Source organism: Ruminococcus sp. AM31-15AC, from assembly GCF_003462045.1.
Lineage (GTDB): Bacteria > Bacillota > Clostridia > Oscillospirales > Ruminococcaceae > Hominimerdicola > Hominimerdicola aceti.
In genome coordinates, this window is record NZ_QTYG01000004.1 from 1 (window position 1) to 19,958 (window position 19,958).

17 protein-coding genes and 1 pseudogene are annotated in these 19,958 nt (G+C 44.7%); 15 read left to right on the forward strand and 3 right to left on the reverse strand.

Annotation, left to right across the window (positions count from 1 at the left end; translation table 11 throughout):
- Positions 1 to 128 precede the first annotated feature (128 nt).
- The 9 genes and pseudogenes from DW793_RS01820 (at position 129) to DW793_RS01855 (ending at position 9,840) form a co-directional block, all read left to right on the forward strand.
- Positions 129 to 1,760 carry a recombinase family protein gene (locus tag DW793_RS01820; RefSeq protein WP_118156901.1) on the forward strand — a complete coding sequence of 544 codons (1,632 nt, stop codon included), beginning with the start codon at positions 129 to 131 and terminating at the stop codon, positions 1,758 to 1,760.
- A 61-nt stretch (positions 1,761 to 1,821) separates the two neighbouring features.
- Positions 1,822 to 2,907: an amidoligase family protein gene (locus DW793_RS01825; RefSeq protein WP_207722549.1), complete on the forward strand. Its 1,086-nt coding sequence runs from the start codon at positions 1,822 to 1,824 to the stop codon at positions 2,905 to 2,907.
- Positions 2,908 to 2,919: 12 nt separating this feature from the next.
- Positions 2,920 to 3,423, forward strand: a complete 504-nt coding sequence (locus tag DW793_RS01830) for a gamma-glutamylcyclotransferase family protein (RefSeq protein WP_118052999.1) — start codon at positions 2,920 to 2,922, stop codon at positions 3,421 to 3,423.
- Positions 3,424 to 3,436: 13 nt separating this feature from the next.
- Positions 3,437 to 3,706: a hypothetical protein gene (locus DW793_RS01835; RefSeq protein WP_118053002.1), complete on the forward strand. Its 270-nt coding sequence runs from the start codon at positions 3,437 to 3,439 to the stop codon at positions 3,704 to 3,706.
- 178 nt (positions 3,707 to 3,884) lie between these two features.
- Entirely contained in the window at positions 3,885 to 4,079 is a 195-nt protein-coding gene (locus tag DW793_RS14425; protein ID WP_147342145.1) for a hypothetical protein, read from the forward strand.
- 380 nt (positions 4,080 to 4,459) lie between these two features.
- Positions 4,460 to 4,621: a hypothetical protein gene (locus tag DW793_RS14530; protein WP_181988264.1), complete on the forward strand. Its 162-nt coding sequence runs from the start codon at positions 4,460 to 4,462 to the stop codon at positions 4,619 to 4,621.
- Positions 4,622 to 4,668: 47 nt separating this feature from the next.
- Entirely contained in the window at positions 4,669 to 6,219 is a 1,551-nt protein-coding gene (locus DW793_RS01845) for a D-alanyl-D-alanine carboxypeptidase family protein (RefSeq protein WP_118156903.1), read from the forward strand.
- 266 nt (positions 6,220 to 6,485) lie between these two features.
- A pseudogene (gene coaBC / locus DW793_RS01850) lies at positions 6,486 to 7,678 on the forward strand (bifunctional phosphopantothenoylcysteine decarboxylase/phosphopantothenate--cysteine ligase CoaBC).
- A gap of 50 nt (positions 7,679 to 7,728) precedes the next feature.
- On the forward strand, positions 7,729 to 9,840 hold the full coding sequence (locus tag DW793_RS01855) for a glycoside hydrolase family 36 protein (protein WP_118156904.1): 2,112 nt from the start codon (positions 7,729 to 7,731) through the stop codon (positions 9,838 to 9,840).
- A 6-nt stretch (positions 9,841 to 9,846) separates the two neighbouring features.
- On the opposite strand, the gene lnt is transcribed toward DW793_RS01855, so the two are convergent.
- Entirely contained in the window at positions 9,847 to 11,274 is a 1,428-nt protein-coding gene (gene lnt, locus DW793_RS01860) for an apolipoprotein N-acyltransferase (RefSeq protein WP_181988265.1), read from the reverse strand.
- Positions 11,275 to 11,334: 60 nt separating this feature from the next.
- On the opposite strand from lnt, the gene DW793_RS01865 reads away from it, so the two are divergent.
- Together DW793_RS01865 and DW793_RS01870 are read left to right on the forward strand one after the other, a co-directional pair.
- The gene (locus tag DW793_RS01865) at positions 11,335 to 12,687 is read left to right on the forward strand and encodes a CCA tRNA nucleotidyltransferase (protein WP_118156906.1); all 1,353 of its coding nucleotides are present in this window, start codon (positions 11,335 to 11,337) and stop codon (positions 12,685 to 12,687) included.
- Complete coding sequence (locus DW793_RS01870) at positions 12,647 to 13,141, forward strand: VanZ family protein (protein WP_118156907.1); 495 nt, start codon at positions 12,647 to 12,649, stop codon at positions 13,139 to 13,141. Before DW793_RS01865 ends, DW793_RS01870 begins: the two co-directional genes overlap by 41 nt.
- 121 nt (positions 13,142 to 13,262) lie before the next feature.
- On the opposite strand, the gene DW793_RS01875 is transcribed toward DW793_RS01870, so the two are convergent.
- Both DW793_RS01875 and sigK read right to left on the reverse strand, forming a co-directional pair.
- Positions 13,263 to 13,679, reverse strand: coding sequence for an Hsp20/alpha crystallin family protein (locus tag DW793_RS01875; RefSeq protein ID WP_117897306.1), 417 nt, complete (start codon positions 13,677 to 13,679; stop codon positions 13,263 to 13,265).
- A 274-nt stretch (positions 13,680 to 13,953) separates the two neighbouring features.
- The gene (gene sigK, locus DW793_RS01880; protein WP_041337407.1) at positions 13,954 to 14,643 is read right to left on the reverse strand and encodes an RNA polymerase sporulation sigma factor SigK; all 690 of its coding nucleotides are present in this window, start codon (positions 14,641 to 14,643) and stop codon (positions 13,954 to 13,956) included.
- A gap of 255 nt (positions 14,644 to 14,898) precedes the next feature.
- Between sigK and ptsP the strand changes: the two genes are divergently transcribed.
- From ptsP to DW793_RS01900, 4 genes are all read left to right on the forward strand, one after another.
- Positions 14,899 to 16,566 carry a phosphoenolpyruvate--protein phosphotransferase gene (ptsP, locus tag DW793_RS01885; RefSeq protein WP_118156908.1) on the forward strand — a complete coding sequence of 556 codons (1,668 nt, stop codon included), beginning with the start codon at positions 14,899 to 14,901 and terminating at the stop codon, positions 16,564 to 16,566.
- Between the two features lie 281 nt (positions 16,567 to 16,847).
- The gene (locus DW793_RS01890; protein ID WP_118156909.1) at positions 16,848 to 17,600 is read left to right on the forward strand and encodes a hypothetical protein; all 753 of its coding nucleotides are present in this window, start codon (positions 16,848 to 16,850) and stop codon (positions 17,598 to 17,600) included.
- Positions 17,593 to 18,549, forward strand: a complete 957-nt coding sequence (locus DW793_RS01895; protein ID WP_252969615.1) for an ABC transporter ATP-binding protein — start codon at positions 17,593 to 17,595, stop codon at positions 18,547 to 18,549. Before DW793_RS01890 ends, DW793_RS01895 begins: the two co-directional genes overlap by 8 nt.
- Positions 18,542 to 19,864: an ABC transporter permease gene (locus DW793_RS01900; RefSeq protein WP_181988266.1), complete on the forward strand. Its 1,323-nt coding sequence runs from the start codon at positions 18,542 to 18,544 to the stop codon at positions 19,862 to 19,864. Before DW793_RS01895 ends, DW793_RS01900 begins: the two co-directional genes overlap by 8 nt.
- The last annotated feature ends 94 nt before the right edge of the window (positions 19,865 to 19,958 follow it).

Sequence of the window (19,958 nt, forward strand, 5' to 3'; positions counted from 1 at the left end):
AGCGTCCCTTTGGGGATGCACAGCTCATCTGCTGCTGCCTTGGTGCCAATCTCCTTTGCGAGCTTTATTGCCTGCTTTTTAAACTCTTCATCATATTGTTTTCCTGTTCCCATTGATGACACACTCCTTTGTTTTTATTATACTTTGATTGTTTTGTATGTGTCAAGTTTTATTATACAGGATTACAGACAGCGGAAAGTCGTGATAAATACCACCAATTAAGAGTTGCCGCATACTGCCGAGTGTCAACCGAACTGGAGGAACAGCAGAACAGCTATCAGGTTCAGATTGCATACTACACAGATCTTATTAACAAAAAGAAAGAATGGACTCTGGCAGGAATTTTTGCCGACGAAGGAATTTCTGGCACCCAGACAAAAAAGCGTACCGAGTTTAACCGCATGATCCGTATGTGCAGAAACAAGAAAATCGACCTTGTGATCACAAAATCCATAAGCCGATTCGCAAGAAATACCGTGGATTGCCTTGAATATGTCAGACAGCTTAAAGACTTGGGAATCGGAGTTATTTTTGAAAAAGAGAACATAAACACGCTGACAATGACCTCAGAATTTATGATTGCTCTGTACGGAAGTTTTGCTCAGGCTGAGAGTGAATCGATAAGTAAAAATGTAAGCTGGGGAAAAGAAAAAGCTTATCGTGAGGGTAAGGTACAATTTCAGTACAAGCATTTGCTTGGCTACAAAAAAGGAGCGGACGGCAAGCCGGAAATAATCCCCGAAGAAGCCGAAACGGTAAAACTGATCTACACCATGTTTCTGGACGGTCATTCGATGAAAAATATCGCATTGATATTGCACGTCAAAGGCATACATACCAAAACAGGCAGCACGGAATGGCGGACCAATACAATAACGAGGATTTTACAGAACGAAAAGTATGTAGGCGACGCGCTCCTTCAAAAAACGTTTACCTCCGACTGTATCACTCACAAAGTTGTGAAAAATCACGGCGAACGTCCGATGTATCTTGTGACCAACCATCACGATCCGATAATTGACCGAGACACCTACAACCGAGTCCAGCAGGAGCTTGCAAGACGCAATTCCAAACGGAAGATTTCGGATAAAACGGTTACGGAACAAGGCAAGTACAGCAGCAAATATGCCTTGTCTGAGCTTCTTATCTGCGGACACTGCGGTACGCCTTACAGAAGAACCACTTGGGCGGCTCGAGGAAAAAAGCAAATCGTTTGGAGATGTCTGAGCCGATTGGAGCATGGCAAAAAATATTGTCCAGATTCACCCACTATAAAGGAAGAACAGCTGCATAGAGGAATACTCAGGGCGATCAACAATTACTATTCCTGCCGTAACGATATTGTGAGGATTTTGAAAGCAAATATCGGTTCGGTTTTGGAATGTCAGGGACAGGAAGAAATCCTTTCCGTAGAAAAGCGGCTGAAAGAGATCGATCAAGCAAGGACTGATTTAGTCAACTTAATAGCTTCGGGCGGCTGCGACGAGGACAAGCTTGACAGCGAGTTTGCAAAACTGTATGCTGAAGAACAAGGCTTAAGTGAGCGGCTTACAATGCTGAAATCACAGAACAAGACTTCAGAAGAAACTCAGGCAAAGCTTGATAAAATTATGGATATGATAGAGCATGAGAAATTTGAGTTGGAAACCTTTGATAATGTACTGATAAGAAAGCTGATCGAGTGCGTAAAAATACTGAGCAAGACCGAAATACTGGTTATTTTCAAAGGCGGTTACGAGGTCAGAACGGAAATTGAATAACGATTAAAATTTACGGCTTGCGGAGAAAATCTGCAAGCTGTTTTTGTTGGGAGCTGGTTATTTGGCAGGCAATTTTGAGGGGATAAAAACTCAGCGTTTCGGTGTGGAAGTAGAATGCACAGGCTTAACAAGGTCGGCAGCGGCAAAAGCGGTCGCAAAGGTTTTAGGCGGCTTGACCGAGCATTACGGCGGCAGTTATGACAGATACGATGTTTACGACGGTAAAAATAGGCGTTGGAAAATCATGTCCGACGCAAGTATCAGATGTACGAATAAAAACGGGAATCCGGCTTCCAAGCTGTATTCCGTCGAGCTTGTAACTCCTATTCTGGAATACGAGGATATGGCGACGCTTCAGGAAGTGGTTCGTTCTATTCGCCGAAGCGGAGGCGTTTGCAACGAAACAACAGGAATCCATATTCATATTGATTTTGCTCCATATAACGCGCAAAAGCTTCGTAATTTAGTAAACATTTTTGCAAGTAAAGAGGATATGCTCTATCAGGCTTTGCAAGTAAATTCGGATCGTGAGCAGCATTATTGCAGAAAAGTGGACAAGCGTTTTCTTGAAGAACTTAACCGAAGAAAACCAACTGACTTGCAGACGATAAAAAGGCTATGGTACGGCGATGACCGTGAGTATCACTCACATTACGATCCGTCACGGTATCGTTGCCTGAATTTACACCCAGTGTTTACAGATAACAATATCGAGGTAAGAGCGTTCAACGGTTGCCTGAATGCAGGAGTTCTCAGGGCATATATTTCACTGGTTCTGGCAGTCAGCAATCAGGCTCTGACTCAGAAATCAGCAAGTTCCCGTGTGACACAGAGTGAAAATCCTCGCTATACGTTCCGTACATGGCTTATCCGAATAGGTCTGAACGGGCAGGAGTTTAAAAACTGCCGCAAGCACTTGCTTTCACATCTTGAGGGTAATATTGCGTGGCTTCATCCCGAAGATGCCGTTAAACAACGTGAAAGGCTGAAAGCAGAACGACAAGCCGCTCGTGAGCAGCGTGTCGAGCCTGTAAGCGAGGTTCAGCAGTTAAACGAAAATGTACCCGATGAAAATTTCGAGCCGTCAGAGAGCGAATGTGAGGACTTTGAAGAAGATGAAGAAATGGGCATGGAAATGTCTATGTGATCGGAGGTAAAAATGAAAAATAAACAGCTATACATTGCCTATGGCAGCAACATCAATCTTAAACAAATGGCATATCGGTGTCCGCATTCAAAGGTTGTGGGAACATCGGAGATCAAGGATTATGAATTGGAGTTCAGAGGCGTTGCGACTATTGTGCCTAGCAAGGGTACAAGTGTTCCTGTTCTTATCTGGGAGCTTGATGAAAGAGATTTGCCTACCCTAAACCGTTATGAGGGCTATCCGAGGCTTTACAGACAGGAAAAAATGTCTTTTGATTTGGATGGCAAAGAAGTCTTAGGCATGGCATATCTGATGAATTATGGGGAACTTTCTCCGCCAAGTCAGCAGTACTACAATACGATTTTACAGGGTTACAGAGAGAACGGTCTGGATGAAAAATATCTTCAAACAGCTTTGGAAAATTCGCTGTTCCTTGAACATTCCGTAAATGACGAGTTGTATGAGGACGAATTTGAAGATTACGACCTTGACGACGATATGCAGATGAGATTTTAAGGAGAGTGGTTGAATGAAATACAAAGGATTTTATGTGAAGATTACTCCCGATACTGATCTGCATCGGGAGGACAAGGACGGAAATGATATTCGCTGTGAGGGCTTCACTATTGAAGTTTTTGCGGATGAATCCGAAAAACTCGAAATCGATGTTTTTTCAGTGGCAGTTGATTTTGAACTGCTGAAAGACAGTCTTGAAGAAGCGGAGCAGTTTGCTATGGATTATATCGACTGCGAGGAAAAAGAGTATTGCAGGATGATTGACGAGTTTAATAAAAATTAACGTGGAAGTAAATGATGATCACAAAAAAGACTTTTATGACAATAGTTAATGCTTTGGATTTCGGTATTTGCAAATGCAGGCAATTCTGCGAGGTTAATAATTTATCTTTAGAAGAAACAAATGAGTTCATACACGGCGGTAATTTGCAGAATGATTTGCTGAAAATGCTGAAACGGTTATGCTCGATCGCTACGGTATTATCCGTGATTTTATTTATAAGCGCGATGAGAACGGCGAATTATTCTTTGGCATTCCGCAGCGAAACGGTGTTATTGAGATTTACCTCATAACGAGCTCAGAAGAATTATATGAATATTTGCTGGAACAGGCAGCGGGAGCATTATTAAATTTTATACCAAGCGATATGAGATAATTCTTTTAGATATGGGTTGTATAATCGAGTACAGCCCCGTACATATTAAAAAATCTCTTGACATTTTTTGATGCATATGATATAATAAATTTAATGACAGGTTATGTGATTTTAAAAGATATCTCATAAGCCGCAAAATCAGGTGAATTTAATGTCATCTTTTTTGTTCCAGTAGCACACAAAAGACCGTAGATTTTTTCTGCGGTCTTTGTTTTTTTATACATTCTTTCAGCAACCAAAAGAGAGGTTTTGCAACTGAGTATAAGTAAACATAAAAAACAAAATGTGAACAAAAATAATTCGGAATTGCGTGTTTACAAACTGGTAAAAATGTGTTATACTTAAAGTGCAAAAGAATTTCATCAAAGGAGGTCTGAAAAATGAAAAAGATAATAAACAGAAAAAATGCAGCGGCAGTGGCTTGTGCCGCTATGATGATATGTGCGGCAGGTGCTGTGCCTGACAGCGTGCTAAGTGTGAGTATGCCTGTGCAGGCGGCTGAAGCTGCGGTGCAGACAAGTCTGCCTCAGGTCACAGGCTGACATCTAAAACGCCTGATATAAGCTCCATAAGACTTAGCTGGAACGCCGTGAATGGTGCGGACGGCTATTCTGTTGGAATGCGTTCAAAGGGTCAGTATCCTGAGATAGCAGACGTTACGGACACTACATATCTTGTTACTGGTCTGCCTGCGGCAACAAGGGAAAATTTCAAGGTAAGAGCATATAAGATAGTGAACGGTCAAAAGGTCTATGGCGACTATTCAGTGAACTATAATTCCGCCACAAATCCTCGCCCTATAAGCGGTCTTAAAGCTCAGACGGGCAATGGTTCCGTTAGCCTTTCATGGAAAAAAGTGGGTTGTTCAAACTATCGTGTCTTTATGCTGAAAAACGGCAAGTGGAAGCAGATAGCGCAGACGGATACAAACAGCTACACTGTCAAAGGGCTTGACGCAGGAAGCTATACATTTAAAGTAAGAGCCTGCAAGCGTGACGATAAGGGTGCAAATCACTACGGCAAATATTCGCAGGAGATAACGGCTCAGGCTGTCAAGGTGGACAAGGTCACCGGTTTGACCTCCAAGACACCTAACACAAGCTCTATAAAGCTTAGCTGGAACGCCGTGAGCGGTGCGGACGGCTATTCTGTGGGAATGCGTTCAAAGGGTAAATATCCTGAGATAGCTGACGTGAAAGGCACGACATACACTGTCAAGGGTCTGCCTGCGGCAACAAGGGAGAATTTCAAGGTAAGAGCATATAAGATAGTAGGCGGAGTTAAGATATACAGCGACTATTGTGAAAACTACAATTCCGCCACAAATCCAAGGAAGGTAACAGGAGTAAAAGCTTCTGACATCACCGCTTCTACACTTGACCTTAACTGGAAGTCTGTAGGCTGCACAAGCTACAAGGTGTTTATATACACAAACGGCAAGTGGAAGAACATAGCTTCATCTACGGTAAATTCCTGCGCAATAAACGGACTTTACGCAAAGACTACATACAGATTCAAGGTAAGAGCCTGCAAGACGGACGATAAAGGTTCAAATCACTATGGAGCATATTCCGAGGAGATAACCGTCAAGACCCCAGACCACACTGTCGAGGTCATAAACGGCATGAGCTATGTTGACGGAGTTCTTTTGGCGAACAAAACATATTCCCTCCCTGCAAGCTACGACCCAAAGGGTCTGACCAAAGAAACATCTGCGGCGTTCAAAGAGATGCAGACTGCCGCATATAAAGACGGCATAAGCCTGTGGGTATGCTCAGGCTACCGCTCTTATTACGATCAGAAGTACCTTTATGATATGTACTGCAACCGTGACGGCAAGGCTGCAGCAGACAAATACTCCGCAAGACCCGGCTACAGCGACCATCAGACGGGCATGGCAATAGACGTAAACAACGCCAGCGACTCATTTAACGGTACAAGAGAAGCCAAGTGGCTTGCAAACAACTGTGCGAAATATGGTTTTATAATTCGTTATCCAAAGGGCAAAGAGGCATACACCGGTTATCAGTATGAGTCTTGGCACATAAGATATGTAGGCACGCCTTTAGCACAAAACATAACCAACAGCGGACTTTCTCTTGAAGAATACTTCGGGATAACTTCGCAATACAAGGATTGACATATGGTTCAGACCGCTGTTCACGGGCATCTGTGAACAGCGGTCTTTTGTTATTCTCCATGCTCACTTATCACTTGAAATCTTGCATTTCAACATGATCTGTGTTATACTATATTTAAGGCAATACCGCACAAAGATCGTGCGTCAGATGCGTAGTCAGATTTTTGTGTGATATGACGGAAAATCCGCAAGCAGATGGCGTGCAAAGCCGTCAGGCGGGCTTTGTGCGGTGTTGCCTTGTATATTCCACTAAGGAGGTCATCTCTATGCTTCTTTCAGGTAAGACGGTCGTTCTCGGCGTCAGCGGCAGTATTGCGGCTTACAAGATCCCAACTTTAGCAAGGCTGCTTAAAAAACAAGGCTGCAATGTTCAGGTACTCATGACACAGAACGCCACTCAATTTATAAACCCTATCACTTTTGAATCCCTCACAGGCAATAAGTGCCTTATAGATACTTTTGACAGAAATTTTCAATACAGCGTTGAACACGTTGCTCTTGCAAAGCAGGCTGACCTTGTTATGATCGCTCCTGCTTCCGCTAATGTTATCGGAAAGATAGCATACGGCATTGCTGACGATATGCTCACCACCACTGTCATGGCTTGCCCTTGCAAGAAAATGATATCCCCTGCCATGAACCACAATATGTATCACAATCCTATTGTGCAGGACAATATCCAGAAGCTTGAGCGTTTCGGCTACGAGATGATCGCTCCTGACAGAGGTATGCTTGCAAACGGTGATGACGGCGACGGCAGAATGCCTGAGCCTGAGGTGTTGTTTGAATACATTCTTCGGGAGCTTGCTTTTGAGAAGGATCTTGCAGGCAAAAAGGTGCTTGTTACAGCTGGTGCGACCATGGAGGCTATCGACCCTGTGAGGTACATCACTAATCATTCAAGCGGAAAAATGGGCTGTGCGGTGGCTAAAGCGGCTATGCAAAGAGGTGCAAAGGTGACGTTGGTGGCAGGTCACATGGAGGTTTTGCCGCCTATGTTCGTGGACGTTGTGAACGTAAAGTCTGCGGCGGATATGTTTGAGGCTGTCACAAAGCTTGCTCCTGAGCAGGATATTATCGTAAAGGCGGCGGCTGTGGCCGATTACACGCCTGTTGCGGTGGCTGACAACAAGATAAAGAAGTCTGACGATGACATGAAGATAGAGCTAAAACGCACAAAGGATATTCTTGGCTATCTCGGTCAGCACAAACGTGACGGTCAGGTCATATGCGGTTTTTCCATGGAACGCAGGACGTTATCAAGAACTCTGAGAAAAAGCTCACCAACAAAAACTGCGATATGATATGCGCAAACTCACTAAAGACCGCTGGCGCAGGCTTTAAGACGGACACTAATGTTATCACCCTTATCACTGAGGGCGGTGCTGTGGAGCTGCCTATTATGACCAAAGAGCAAGCCGCTCACAGGATACTTGACGAGCTTGCGAAAATGATATAAGTGTACGATAATATGTACAGATAAATAGATTACGAAGGGAAATACCCAATATGAAACGTATTGAGATATATGAAAACGGCATTAATATAGTATTTGAGATAACAGACGAGAACGAGGCGAAGCTTCTGCACTTCTCTGCTCTGCCTTTTGATGAGGCAAAAAGTGCTTCATACATGGGGCTGAAAACTTTCAGACCTGTAGAGATACAGGCGAGCGGTATCGACCGCCCTGACGAGCGTCACGGAAACAAATATATTGTGACCGCTCCGGGTTGGAGAATGAAGTTCAAGGACTTCCGTGATGTGAACAATGACCATGGCAGAAAGCTTGAGCTTGTGACATTTGATGAGGGCACAGGTCTTGAAGCTGTGTCCCACTATCAGTTTTACACCGGCACGTCTGTTGTACGCTGTTGGACTACCCTTACAAACAAGGGCAGCGAGGTACAGACAATTGAATATATGTCCTCCTTTGCGCTGACGGGCGTAGAAAAAGAGGGGCTTAAAAAACCTGAAGACAAGATGAAGATATGGGTATGCTACAACTCATGGCAGCGTGAATTGCAGTGGCAGGACTACACTCTTGAACAGGTGGGGCTTGCGTCCTCTGCTAAGCCTACGGAACAGCGTTCATCAAAGGTCTTTGCCTGCACAAACGTTGGAAACTGGTCGGCAAAGGAATACATACCAATGGGTGTGCTTGAAAACACAGAAGCAGGCTCTGTGCTGTTTTGGCAGATAGAGCAAAATGGCTCTTGGCACTGGGAGCTTTCGGACGTGGGAGGACACTTTTATTTACAGCTTTCTGGCCCGTCGGAGATAGAGTCCCACTGGTATAAAAACCTTGTGCCTAATGAGAGCATAGAAAGCGTGAAATGTGCAGTAGGCTCGGTGACAGGAAGCTTTGACAAGGCTATGGGCGAGCTGACGAAATACCGCAGAAAAATACGCCGCCGCAACAAGGATAATCAGAGGCTTGCGGTAATATTCAACGACTACATGAACTGTCTGTGGGGCGACCCAACGGCTGAAAAGGAGTTTCCACTTGTGGACGCTGCGGCAGAGGCAGGCTGTGAATATTTCTGCATTGACGCAGGCTGGTATGCTGACGGCTTTTGGTGGGACGAGGTCGGCGAATGGAAAGAGAGCAGAAAGCGTTTTCCTAACGGCGTAAAGGAAGTTGCCGACTATATCCGCAAAAAGGGCATGATACCTGGACTTTGGCTTGAAATAGAGGTCATGGGAATAAAGTGTCCGCTTGTGGACAGCGTTTGCGATGACAGTTGGTTTTTCACACGTCACGGCAAGAGGGTCTATGACAGAAGCCGTTATCAGCTCGATTTCAGGAATCCGAAAGTCCGTGCCCACGCTGACGAGGTAATAGACAGGCTCGTTTCTGAATACGGCATAGGCTATATAAAAATGGATTACAATATAGAGCCGGGCATCGGCACTGAGCAGAACTGCGACAGCGTTGGCGAGGGTCTGTGGGGTCATGAAAAGGCTTACCTTGAATGGCTTGACGGTGTTTTTGCTCGTCACCCTGACCTTATTATAGAAAACTGCTCCAGCGGTGGGCTCAGAATGGACTATGCGATGCTTTCAAGATACTCCATTCAATCCACATCAGATCAGGACGATTACAAAAAATACTGTACCATTGCGGCGAACTCCCCTACTGCCCTTTGCCCTGAGCAATCGGCTATCTGGGCTTATCCTATCACATCAGGTGACAGAGAAGAAGTTGTTTTCAACATGATTAACGCAATGCTTTTGAGAATACATCAGAGCGGTCATCTTGGCAACATCGACCCTGAGCGCAAGGCACTTGTCAAGGAAGCTATCAGCGTTTACAAGAAGATAAGGGCGGACATAAAGGAAGCAGTGCCGTTCTGGAGCTTGGGACTGTCCAAATTTTCGGACGACTGGGTATCTCTCGGTCTGAGAAACGGCAACAAGGCTTATCTTGCCGTATGGAGGAGAGAGGGCAAGAGCGACACCTGCGTTTTGCCTATAGGCTTCCTCAAAGGTGTTGACGCAAGGGTGAAGTGCATTTATCCTGATTTCAGCGAAACCCCTGTGGAGTTTTCAAAGGCGACAGGCAATGTTTCCGTTAAGTTTGACAGACCTTATATGGCTAGACTTTTTGAGATAGAGTGGTAAAAAAAGTTACCTGCCAATAAGGGTAACTTTTCCCCACACCGCACCTTTTGCCTTGTCCGATTTTACGGACAGTTGCTCGCCTGTGGGAGATATTATCGCTGATATTCCGCAGTTTCCTGCACGGAGGACATATCTTCTGTTCTCAACGGCTCGCATTATGCAGTGGCGGTAATGCTGTTCACGGGCGGAGCTTTTGCCGAACCATGAATCGTTGGTGGAAACGCAAATTATCTGTGCGCCCTGCTCTTTCTGTCGGCTCACAAGGCTTGGAAAAATGGACTCTATACAGATAACAGAGCCTATGGTCATGCCGTCTGAGGTGAGGGGCTTGGTGTGTCTTTCGTCTGCACATTCGCTCATAGTGTCAAGGTGGAAAATGCCTGCAAAAGGTGTCTTTTCACCGAAAGGCACAAGCACTTGTTTCAGGTAGGGCGAAGACGCAATGCCGTTTTTATCATAGGCGAAAAGGGCGTTGTAATCCTTGCCGTTTTCAAGATAGAACGAGCCTGTCACAAGGGTACACCCATGGGTGGCGGCAAAGTCTGATATAAGGGAAAATTCTTTTAGCTGTTCGTCATAGTCTTTCGGCACGGCAGTTTCAGGAAGCAGAACAAGGTCGGTACCCCACCGCCAACAGCTTTCCATTATAGAAAGATAGGAGCGTGCTGAGTCAAGGGCTTTACGGTGTGATTTTTCCCTGCCCTCCAGACTATCCTGAGCGCAGATAACGTCTATCTGAGGGTAGATGTTATCAAGCTTTTTGTCCAGGTTTATGGAATAAAGTCCATAGCTTAAATTTGCCCCCTGCAAAAGCAGTGCAAAGGCGGTGCAGGCAAAACGCTTTTTGCTTGTATATATCTCCCCATGCAGACCGTTGAGCAGGAAAATTATAAAGCTTGTAAGGCGGCAGCTTATGAGCGTTGCGGATTGCAAAAGCAGCGGCGAACTTGTTACAGCTAGCCATGCCGCAGACCACGGAAATGCCAAAATCGGAACTTTCTCCTGAAGCCACTCCCCTGCTGTCAAAAGCAGGCAGAGCAAAACTATCTCAGATAAACGGTGTTTGAGATGCGGTCGCAGGGGCAGGAAAAGGCTCAGTGGAAGATACATAAGGATACACTCCCACAAGGTCAGACCTAACCACGCTAAAGTGGCAAGAGGTATAGAGACAAAGGACGGCAGAGGACATATTTTCCATATGGTGAGCATAAAAGTGAGCTGGAAAAGATAATATGGTACAAAAAAGCACAGAAAATCAAGCCTGAAAGCCCTTTTTTCATGGCAGACTGACAGGCAATGCACCATTGGCGCAAAGATAAAAAACGCAAGCCACGGCAAATTCAAGATAGATTGCATAAGTGCGCTCACTATACCCGTGAGGGCGAGGAACGCTCTCCGTGAGATTTTTGGGTCAATTATTTTCGAGATATTCATGTAAATATTATGACCCGAAAGTCGCACATAATTCACAAAACTATAAAGGGAGGCAGTAAATTGGAGATCTTTATTCCGCAGTTTGTCAGGACAGCTCTTGACAGGCTGAATGAGTGCGGCTACGAGGGATATATAGTCGGTGGCTGTGTAAGAGATAGTTTGCTTGGGAAAAAGCCTCATGATTACGATGTCTGCACCAACTGCACCCCTGACAAAATGCTTGAAGTTTTCGCAAATTTCCGCACTATTGAAACCGGACTGAAGCATGGCACGCTCACTGTTTTGATAGAGGGCGAGCCGGTGGAGATAACCTGTTATCGCAGTGACGGAGAGTACATAGGGCATAGAAAGCCTGCTCAGGTGACATTTGAAAGCTCGCTGGCGGAGGACTTAAAACGTCGTGACTTTACTGTGAACGCTATGGCATACTCACCAAAAGAGGGGCTTATTGACCTTTACGGTGGACAAGGCGACCTTGAAAAGGGCATTATAAAATGCGTTGGCGACCCTGAAAAGCGTTTTGACGAGGACGCTCTGAGGATATTAAGAGGGCTGAGATTTTCTTCATGCCTTGGGTTTGAGATCGAGGAAAAGACCTCAAAGGCTATACTTGAACAACGTGAGCTTTTAAAAAGCATTTCTGCCGAACGCATTGCGTCGGAGCTTAAAAAGCTTCTCTGCGGAAAGGGTGCAAGGAAGATATTGCTTGACTATCGTGAGGTCATAGCGGTGTTCATACCTGAACTTCGGGAAAGCTTTGATTTCAGGCAGAACAATCCCCACCATTTTCTTGATGTTTACGGTCACATTTGTTTGAGCGTTGAGAACGTCAGACCACAGTGGCAGATGAGGCTTACTATGCTTCTTCACGATATTGGCAAGCCGAGAATGCACACTGTTGACGAGAACGGCATTTCGCACTTTAAAAAGCACCAGTTCCAGGGGGCTTACATGGCGGAGAAGATATTAAAAAGGCTCAGGATAGACAATGCGTCGGCGAAATATATTTATGAGCTTATATGGGAGCATGACAACAGGATACCTGCCACGAAAAAATCGGTGCGGAGATTTATGGCTCAGCATGACTTTGACTTTGTTATGGATTATCTGGAAGTGCGCAGGGCTGACACATATGCCCAGTCGGACTACAAACGGCAGGAAAAGCTTGCAGAACTTGACCATATCGCAGAGCTTGCAATGGAGATAAAAGAGGACAACGAGTGTATACACATTTGCGACCTTGACATAAACGGCAAGGATCTTATACAAATGGGCTTTGGCGGAAAGGATATCGGCATTGGGCTGGAGCTTGCATTGAATGGTGTTATAGACGAAAAGGTGGAAAACAAAAAAGAGGAGCTGAAAGGCTACATTGAAAGCAACTTCAAAAGGCAGGATAAAGATAATACTTAAGGCGTTGGCACTTGTGCTGTGGTGCGTGGTGATATTCATGTTCTCGGCAAACAATGCTGACGAGTCCAACAAGCAATCAAATGCGGTGTTTAACACAGTGATAGAATTTGTCAACCCTGTATATGACAGCCTTGACACTACAGCGCAGGCGGAATACAAGGACACCGCCACGTTCATCATAAGAAAGCTTGCGCATTTCAGCGAATACGCCTTGCTTGGAATGCTGGCGTTCATCAATTTTTCAAAGGTGAAAAAGCTTGGATACAGAGGGCTTTTTGCGGCAGTTTTTTCTTGCATCTACGCTTCAAGCGATGAGATACATCAGCTTTTCGTGCCGGGGCGTGCAGGGCAGGTGCGTGATGTTCTTATCGACACAAGCGGTGCAGTGGCAGGAATTTTACTTGCCATACTAATACGAAAAATATGGCTCAAAAGCCGTGAGAAAAAATCGTGATAGCAAAAAATATCCGTGGGGGCATTTCGCTCTCACGGATATTTTATTCTAGCAAAACCTATTGCAAATCATATCGTGACCCATTGGTATCGCCTCATTCAAAGCCTTGGCTTTACTTAAATCACTTTATCTCAAGTCTTTTGGTTTCAGGCTTTACCTCCTGCATCTTTGGCAGGTCAAGGGTCAGGATACCATTCTTGTACTCTGCGGAGATATTGCCCGTATCAATGCCTGTAAGGTCAAAGCTTCTCTGGTAAGAACCGTATGTCCTCTCACGGCGGATATACTTGTCTTTCTTATCCTCTGTCTCTGCCTTATGCTCAGCGGTAAGAACAAGATCGTTGCCTGAGATGTCAAGCTTGATATCGTCCTTATCAAAGCCCGGAAGCTCTGCTTCCATTACATATTTGTCGCCCTCGTCCTTGATATCGGTCTTGAAGCTCTGGAGTGCATTTTCTCCAAAGAAATCATTCTCAAAATCATGGAATGCGTTAAACAGGTCGTAGCTCTTTCTTTCAAATGGTGTAAGTCCAAACATATAAATTCCTCCTTGATGTGTTATATCTTAATTTATCTTATAAGCTTTTATCATTTATTCTGCTCTTCCATTGGTATCATTTCCTTTCTTCATTGTCTTTATGATACCCCTGCTATGTGTTCATTGTGTGAAAATATTGTGAACATTAGCTGAATTTTAGCACTCTCGTTATGTGAGTGCTAGCATATTAACTTTATGAGTGCTAAAACAATGTCATGACATGATATGATAATCAGCGGGCGAACGCTGTTCGCCCCTACTGCGTCAACGCCTATCACTGCTTATCGAAGCGGTCTTTAAGAAGCTTCAAAGCTTTCTTTTCTATCCTTGAAACATAGGAACGTGAGATACCAAGGCGTTTTGCGACTTCTCGCTGCGGCAGTTGCGGCTGACCGAAAAGACCATAGCGCAGAGTGACTATCTGTCTTTCACGCTCATCAAGAGAGCTTTCGATATAGCGGTAGAGCTGTTCACTGCGAATGGAAAGTTCTATTTTGTCGGCAACGTCCTCTCCGTCTGCGATTATGTCGATAAGGCAAAGCTGATTGCCGTCCTTATCGGAGTCAACAGGCTCGTCAAAGTGGATATCGTTGGCAGACTTTTTCTGGGAGCGGAAGTGCATTAGTATCTCGTTCTCCACGCACCTGCTCCCATAGGTGGCGAAGCGACAGCCTTTCTTGTGGTCAAATGTTGACACAGCTTTTATTAGACCGATAGTGCCGATAGAGATAAGATCCTCCTGATCTGTGGAATTTGAATAATACTTTTTTATAATGTGTGCCACAAGACGGAGATTGTGTTCGATAAGCTTATCCTTTGCCGCCTTGTCACCCTGCGCCATTCTCTCAAAACACTCACGCTCCTCCTTCGCCGAAAGCGGTTTTGGAAACACGCTGCGGCTGTCAAAATGCAGTGCGAAAAATAGAAAGTTCCCCGTAAGCAGTTCAAACAGTGCTGAAAACATATTTGTCCCTCCTTATATAAAGTATCGCTCATACGCTTTTTAATCATATGATTTTTAGGGATTGTACTATTCTGATTTTGACATAAGATTGCAAAATGTTTCTGATTTGTTAAATTTGCTGAAATATTGATTGTCTTGTTTGCTAAAATCACGAATATTGTTAATAATCTGTAAACAGACGGCATTTTACTTTTATCGTTAATCAAAGGGTGATATAATTATATCAGATAGGTATGTTTTTGGGGGTGAGCGCTCATGATAAGCATAAAAGGACGATCGGTATTCGGAAGCATTGCAAGAGGAAAGCTGACCTTTTATCATCGTGACGAATTTATCATCAACAAGATAAAAGTTTCCGACCCTGAACTTGAATACAAAAAATATGTCAAGGCTAAAAACGCTGCTCTTGTGGAGCTTGGAGAGCTTTATGACCGTGCAAGGTTAAGCGTTGGGGAAAGCGACGCTCAAATATTTGTGATACACCAAATGCTTATCACCGACGAGCAATACGACAGCAGTATTCGCACAAAGATACTTGACGAGCATTTCAATGCCGATTATGCGGTCGCAAGCACTTCAAGAAGCTTTGCGGAAATGCTGGCACAAATGGACAGCGAATATATGCAAAGCAGAGCGGCTGACGTCAAGGACGTTTCAAACAGACTTTTAAGACACATATTAAACTGTGCCGACAAGCTTCCCATACTCAGAGAGAACGCCATTATCTGCACCGGTGACCTTATGCCCTCAGAAACCCTGCTCATGGACAAGACGAAGATAAAGGGCTTCTGCACAAGGTCCGGTTCTGTAAACTCTCATACTGCGATACTTGCGAAAAATCTTGGCATACCTGCCATTGTGAACGTTGGAACGGAGCTTTCTGACGAATACGAGGGCAAGGAAGCCGTCCTTGACGGCTACAGCGGAACGCTTTACATAGAGCCTGATGAGCATACGCTCAGACAGCTTGAATACAAGGAAGCCGTTGAGGGCAGGAAAAAGGAACTTCTCACAAGGCTCAAAGGCAGAAAGAACATCACTCGTGACGGACATGAGATAAAGATATATGCGAATATACTCAACTCTGAGGAGCTTGAATCGGCGGTAAAAAACGACGCAGGTGGGATAGGTCTTTTCAGAACGGAGTTTATGTGCTTTGACAGACCTGCTTTTCCTGACGAGGATTTTCAGTTTTACACCTACCGCAAGGCATTGAAGGCAATGGAGGGTAAAGAGGTCATAATAGGCACTTATGATATAGGTGCAGACAAGATACCAGATTGTGCAGACATGAGTGCTGAGAGAAATCCCTCTATGGGCTGTAGAGGCATACGATTTTGTCTTGAAAGAGAAAGCATATTCAAAACACAGCTAAGGGCGTTATACAGAGCGTCTGTTTACGGACAGCTTTCAATACTTCTGCCTATGGTCATAGACGTGGGCGAGATACTGAGGGTGAAAGAGCTTATCGTGCAGGTCAAGGCAGAGCTTATAAAAGAGGGCAGGAAATTTGCCGACAATGTTAAGCTCGGGGCAATGATAGAGACCCCTGCGGCGGTGATGACAAGCGATATCATAGCCAAAGAGGTGGACTTTTTCAACATCGGCACCAACGACCTTGAGCAGTTCACCTTTGCACTTGACAGGCAGAACCCATGCTATGACAGGGTGTCACCGAAAAATCACAGGGCACTGCTTAGAATGATAAAAATGGTTTGCGACAACGCACATGCAAACGGCATAAAAGCAGGCATTTGCGGTGAGATAGCAGGCGACCCAACGCTCACAGAGATATTTCTGGAGCTTGACGTTGATATGCTGTCGGTAGTTCCGTCAAGGGTACTGCCACTGAGAAAGGCGGTAAGGAGCATAAGTCTTAAAGACCCGAAAAAGGCAGAGAATGACCTGAAGCTGTTTTTATAAAAAGGATAATTTTCCTCATTCCATATAGGCGGTGGGATACGTTATCGTGCGTGTTCCACCGCCTTTTTGCTTTGCTTGCAAATACGCTAATAAGGAGAGCGAACTGTTCGCCACTACAGATATTTAAACAAAGAACGTATTTTATCTTATGGTCTGTATGGTTGTCTTATGAAAATCTTAAGCGTTTCTTAAAGCGGTTGACAGTTGGAAAGGGCTATGATAAACTTATATACGACACCAATAATACGTCTGAAAAAGGTAAAACACAAGGAGGAGAAACAGTGAAACTAAGAAACATAAACAGAGGTCTGGTTCTTGGCGGTGTGCTTGCGCTGGGCGTTGTATGCTACACAGTGTATGATAACAACCAGTTCAAGACTTCCAAGCCTGAGATAGAACAGACCATGAGGGATTATATCGCAGACTTGACAAGTGCAAACGTTGGAAGCAGTGATAAGTTAAAAAGTCAGCTGACAGATTTTGTGAATAAGCATTATGCTGACTACACCACATCTGACAATGAGTACGCTTCGTCAAAGTCAGGACTTCTGGAGGAAATAAACCAGGCTGAAGTTGCAGCGCAGGGGGGAGATATCACCTCGGCTGAGTATGACATAAAAGAGATGTCAATAAACAAGAGTGGAGCTGACGGAGCAAAGGTCATTATGATATACAATGTGTGCTATGACGTATCAAAGGGCGACCCAACTTTTCTCACAACCAACGGCATAAACACCATGACAAGCGGCAATTACACAAACGCCGACAACTATAAGCCCAGCACATCTTCATACAAGGCGATTTTCAGTTATGAATATGCTGAATTTTATCTTTTGCGTACCTCTGACGGCTGGAAGATAGCAACGTCCAGCGACTATGGATATGGCGAGGATTACAGCTTTGATGATAACAACAGTGACAGCGTGGCTGATGAAAGCAAGGCTGAGTCTGAGGTAATTCCGGACAGCAGTTTGGCAGAAAGCTCAGACAGTGCAGAAAATACCGACAGCGAGGGGGCAGACAGCGTTGAGTGATACTATTCTAAAGATAAAGGGGCTTAACAAGACCCTTGGCAAAAAGCAGATACTTCACAGCATAGATATGGAGTGTTACAGCGGCGAGGTCTACGGCTTTCTCGGTCCTAACGGCGCAGGAAAAACCACAACTATAAAGATAGCAGTGGGACTTTTACAGCTTGACGAGGGGGAGATATCCATTGACGGAAAGGATATCAGAAAAGACTTCGAGGGCGCAATGGCAAACGTTGGAGGCATTGTTGAAAACCCTGAGATGTACAAGTATCTCTCGGGACTTGAAAACCTACGTCAGTATGCAAGAATGAGAGAGGGAGTAACTGAGGAGCGTATCAAAGAGGTGGTGGAGCTTGTAAGGCTTTCAAACCGCATTAATGACAAGGTGTCAAAATACTCTCTGGGTATGCGTCAGCGTCTTGGCGTTGCGCAGGCTATCCTCCACAGACCAAAGCTTCTTATACTTGACGAGCCTACAAATGGTCTTGACCCGCAGGGCATAAAGGAGCTTCGTGACATACTCAAAGAGCTTGCTCACAAAGAAGGCACTTGCGTTGTGGTATCGTCACATCTCATGAGCGAAATGGAAATGATGTGCGACAGAGTGGGCATTATCGCAAACGGAAAAATGATAGGCTCATACACAATGGAAGAGCTTATCTCACAGTCTGACAGCTCAATTGCTGAATATGTACTTGAAGTTGACGACCCGCAAAAGGCTATGGACCTTATAATGCTCGCAGACGAGGGCAAGCGTATCGACAAGGAAACAGGTGCAGTTGTCCTTTCTATCCCTGTGGAGATAGAGAAGAAAAAAATAGCGTCGGTGAACAAGACGCTTATCGATGGCGGAGTTTCACTTTACACTGTTCACCGCAGAGAGAACAAGAAGCTTGAGGACGTATTCATCGAGCTTACAGGAGGAAAGGAAGGGGGCGTACAGATTGGCTAGATTTTTCAGACTTGTGAAAAACGAGTACATAAAGGTTTTCAAAAAACTATCAACAAAAATAATGATCGTGCTTATAATAATATGTGCGCTTGGACTTTCAGGAATTGCACTTTTTGCAAAGCACAATATGGAGAGCAATAACTATTCAAGCTATGACGCAACTGGTGATTATCAGCAAAACATAGATTGGCTCAAAGACACAAACGGCGACCCTAACGAGATCGCAATGTGGCAGTATCTAATCGACAACGATATCGACAGCGATGATTGGAGATATGACGTACTGTCAGCCATGTTTGCAGACGGCACCGGTGATATGTCAGGGATAAAGAAATATCTTGACGACAACGATTGGCGTGGCTTCTGTCAATACAGGCTGGATAATGAAATACTCACAGAGGGCGAAAAGTGGGAATATCAATACAGGTTGGACAAGGATATTTCCTTTGACAAGTCAAACGAGAAGAAAAACGATCTTATCATGACAGTTGCAAACGCAAAAAACACCATTGCGACCATGGGCGACGCAAAGTCTGACGGACAGAACAGCAGAGCAAAGCTGGAGGATAATATAAAACTTGCACTCTATCAGCTTGACAATGATAAGCTCGACAACACGGCAAACCAGATGTCGCTGTTTGAAACAAGCGAGCCTGAGCAGATAACATTCTGGACAGTGTTTCTCACAAGCACTTCCCTTGTGACAGTAGTCGCACTGCTTGCTATCGTTATCGCAGGCGGCATTGTATCCTCTGAATTTTCACAGGGAACTGTCAAGTTCCTGCTTATAAACCCTGTTAAACGTTGGAAGATACTGATGGCAAAATACTTCACTGTCATCACAGTGGGTTACATAATGCTTTGCATACTTTTCGTTGTGATGATACCTATTACAGGGCTTATGCTCGGCTTTGACGGCTTTTCAACGCCTTATATCTATGTAAGCGGCGGCGAGGTAAAGGAAATGCCTACACTGCTTTATGCGGCAGAGCAATATCTGATGAAAAGCGTTGAAATGGTGGTAATGTCAACACTGGCGTTCGCTATCTCGTCACTTGTAAGAAGCACGGCTCTTGCTATCGGCGTCAGCGTATTCACAATGTGCATAGGCTCAACGGTCACACAGCTTTTGGGTCAGCTTGGACAGGATTGGGCAAGATTCCTTGTGTTCGCAAACACAGACCTTGCTTCTATCTCAAAGGGCTACTCAATATTTGCTCAGCACAGCCTGACATTTGCCGTAGGCGTTCTTATAGCACACATGGTGGTGTTCCTACTCACTGCATGGGACGGCTTTACAAAGCGTTCTGTATAAAACAGAATAAAAACATCAAACGGGCGGAGAAATTTCGCTCGTTTTTTGTTGCTGAAAAGGGTAAACAAATGAACAGATTATCATATAAACATAA

Excerpts from the sequence above, each read along its gene's own strand:
- DW793_RS01830 (WP_118052999.1), top strand. The coding sequence starts at position 2,920 with ATGAAAAATAAACAGCTATACATTGCCTATGGCAGCAACATCAATCTT.
- DW793_RS01835 (WP_118053002.1), top strand. The coding sequence starts at position 3,437 with ATGAAATACAAAGGATTTTATGTGAAGATTACTCCCGATACTGATCTG.
- DW793_RS14425 (WP_147342145.1), top strand. The coding sequence starts at position 3,885 with ATGCTCGATCGCTACGGTATTATCCGTGATTTTATTTATAAGCGCGAT.
- DW793_RS14530 (WP_181988264.1), top strand. The coding sequence starts at position 4,460 with ATGAAAAAGATAATAAACAGAAAAAATGCAGCGGCAGTGGCTTGTGCC.
- DW793_RS01855 (WP_118156904.1), top strand. The coding sequence starts at position 7,729 with ATGAAACGTATTGAGATATATGAAAACGGCATTAATATAGTATTTGAG.
- lnt (WP_181988265.1), bottom strand. The coding sequence starts at position 11,274 with ATGAATATCTCGAAAATAATTGACCCAAAAATCTCACGGAGAGCGTTC.
- DW793_RS01875 (WP_117897306.1), bottom strand. The coding sequence starts at position 13,679 with ATGTTTGGACTTACACCATTTGAAAGAAAGAGCTACGACCTGTTTAAC.
- sigK (WP_041337407.1), bottom strand. The coding sequence starts at position 14,643 with ATGTTTTCAGCACTGTTTGAACTGCTTACGGGGAACTTTCTATTTTTC.
- ptsP (WP_118156908.1), top strand. The coding sequence starts at position 14,899 with ATGATAAGCATAAAAGGACGATCGGTATTCGGAAGCATTGCAAGAGGA.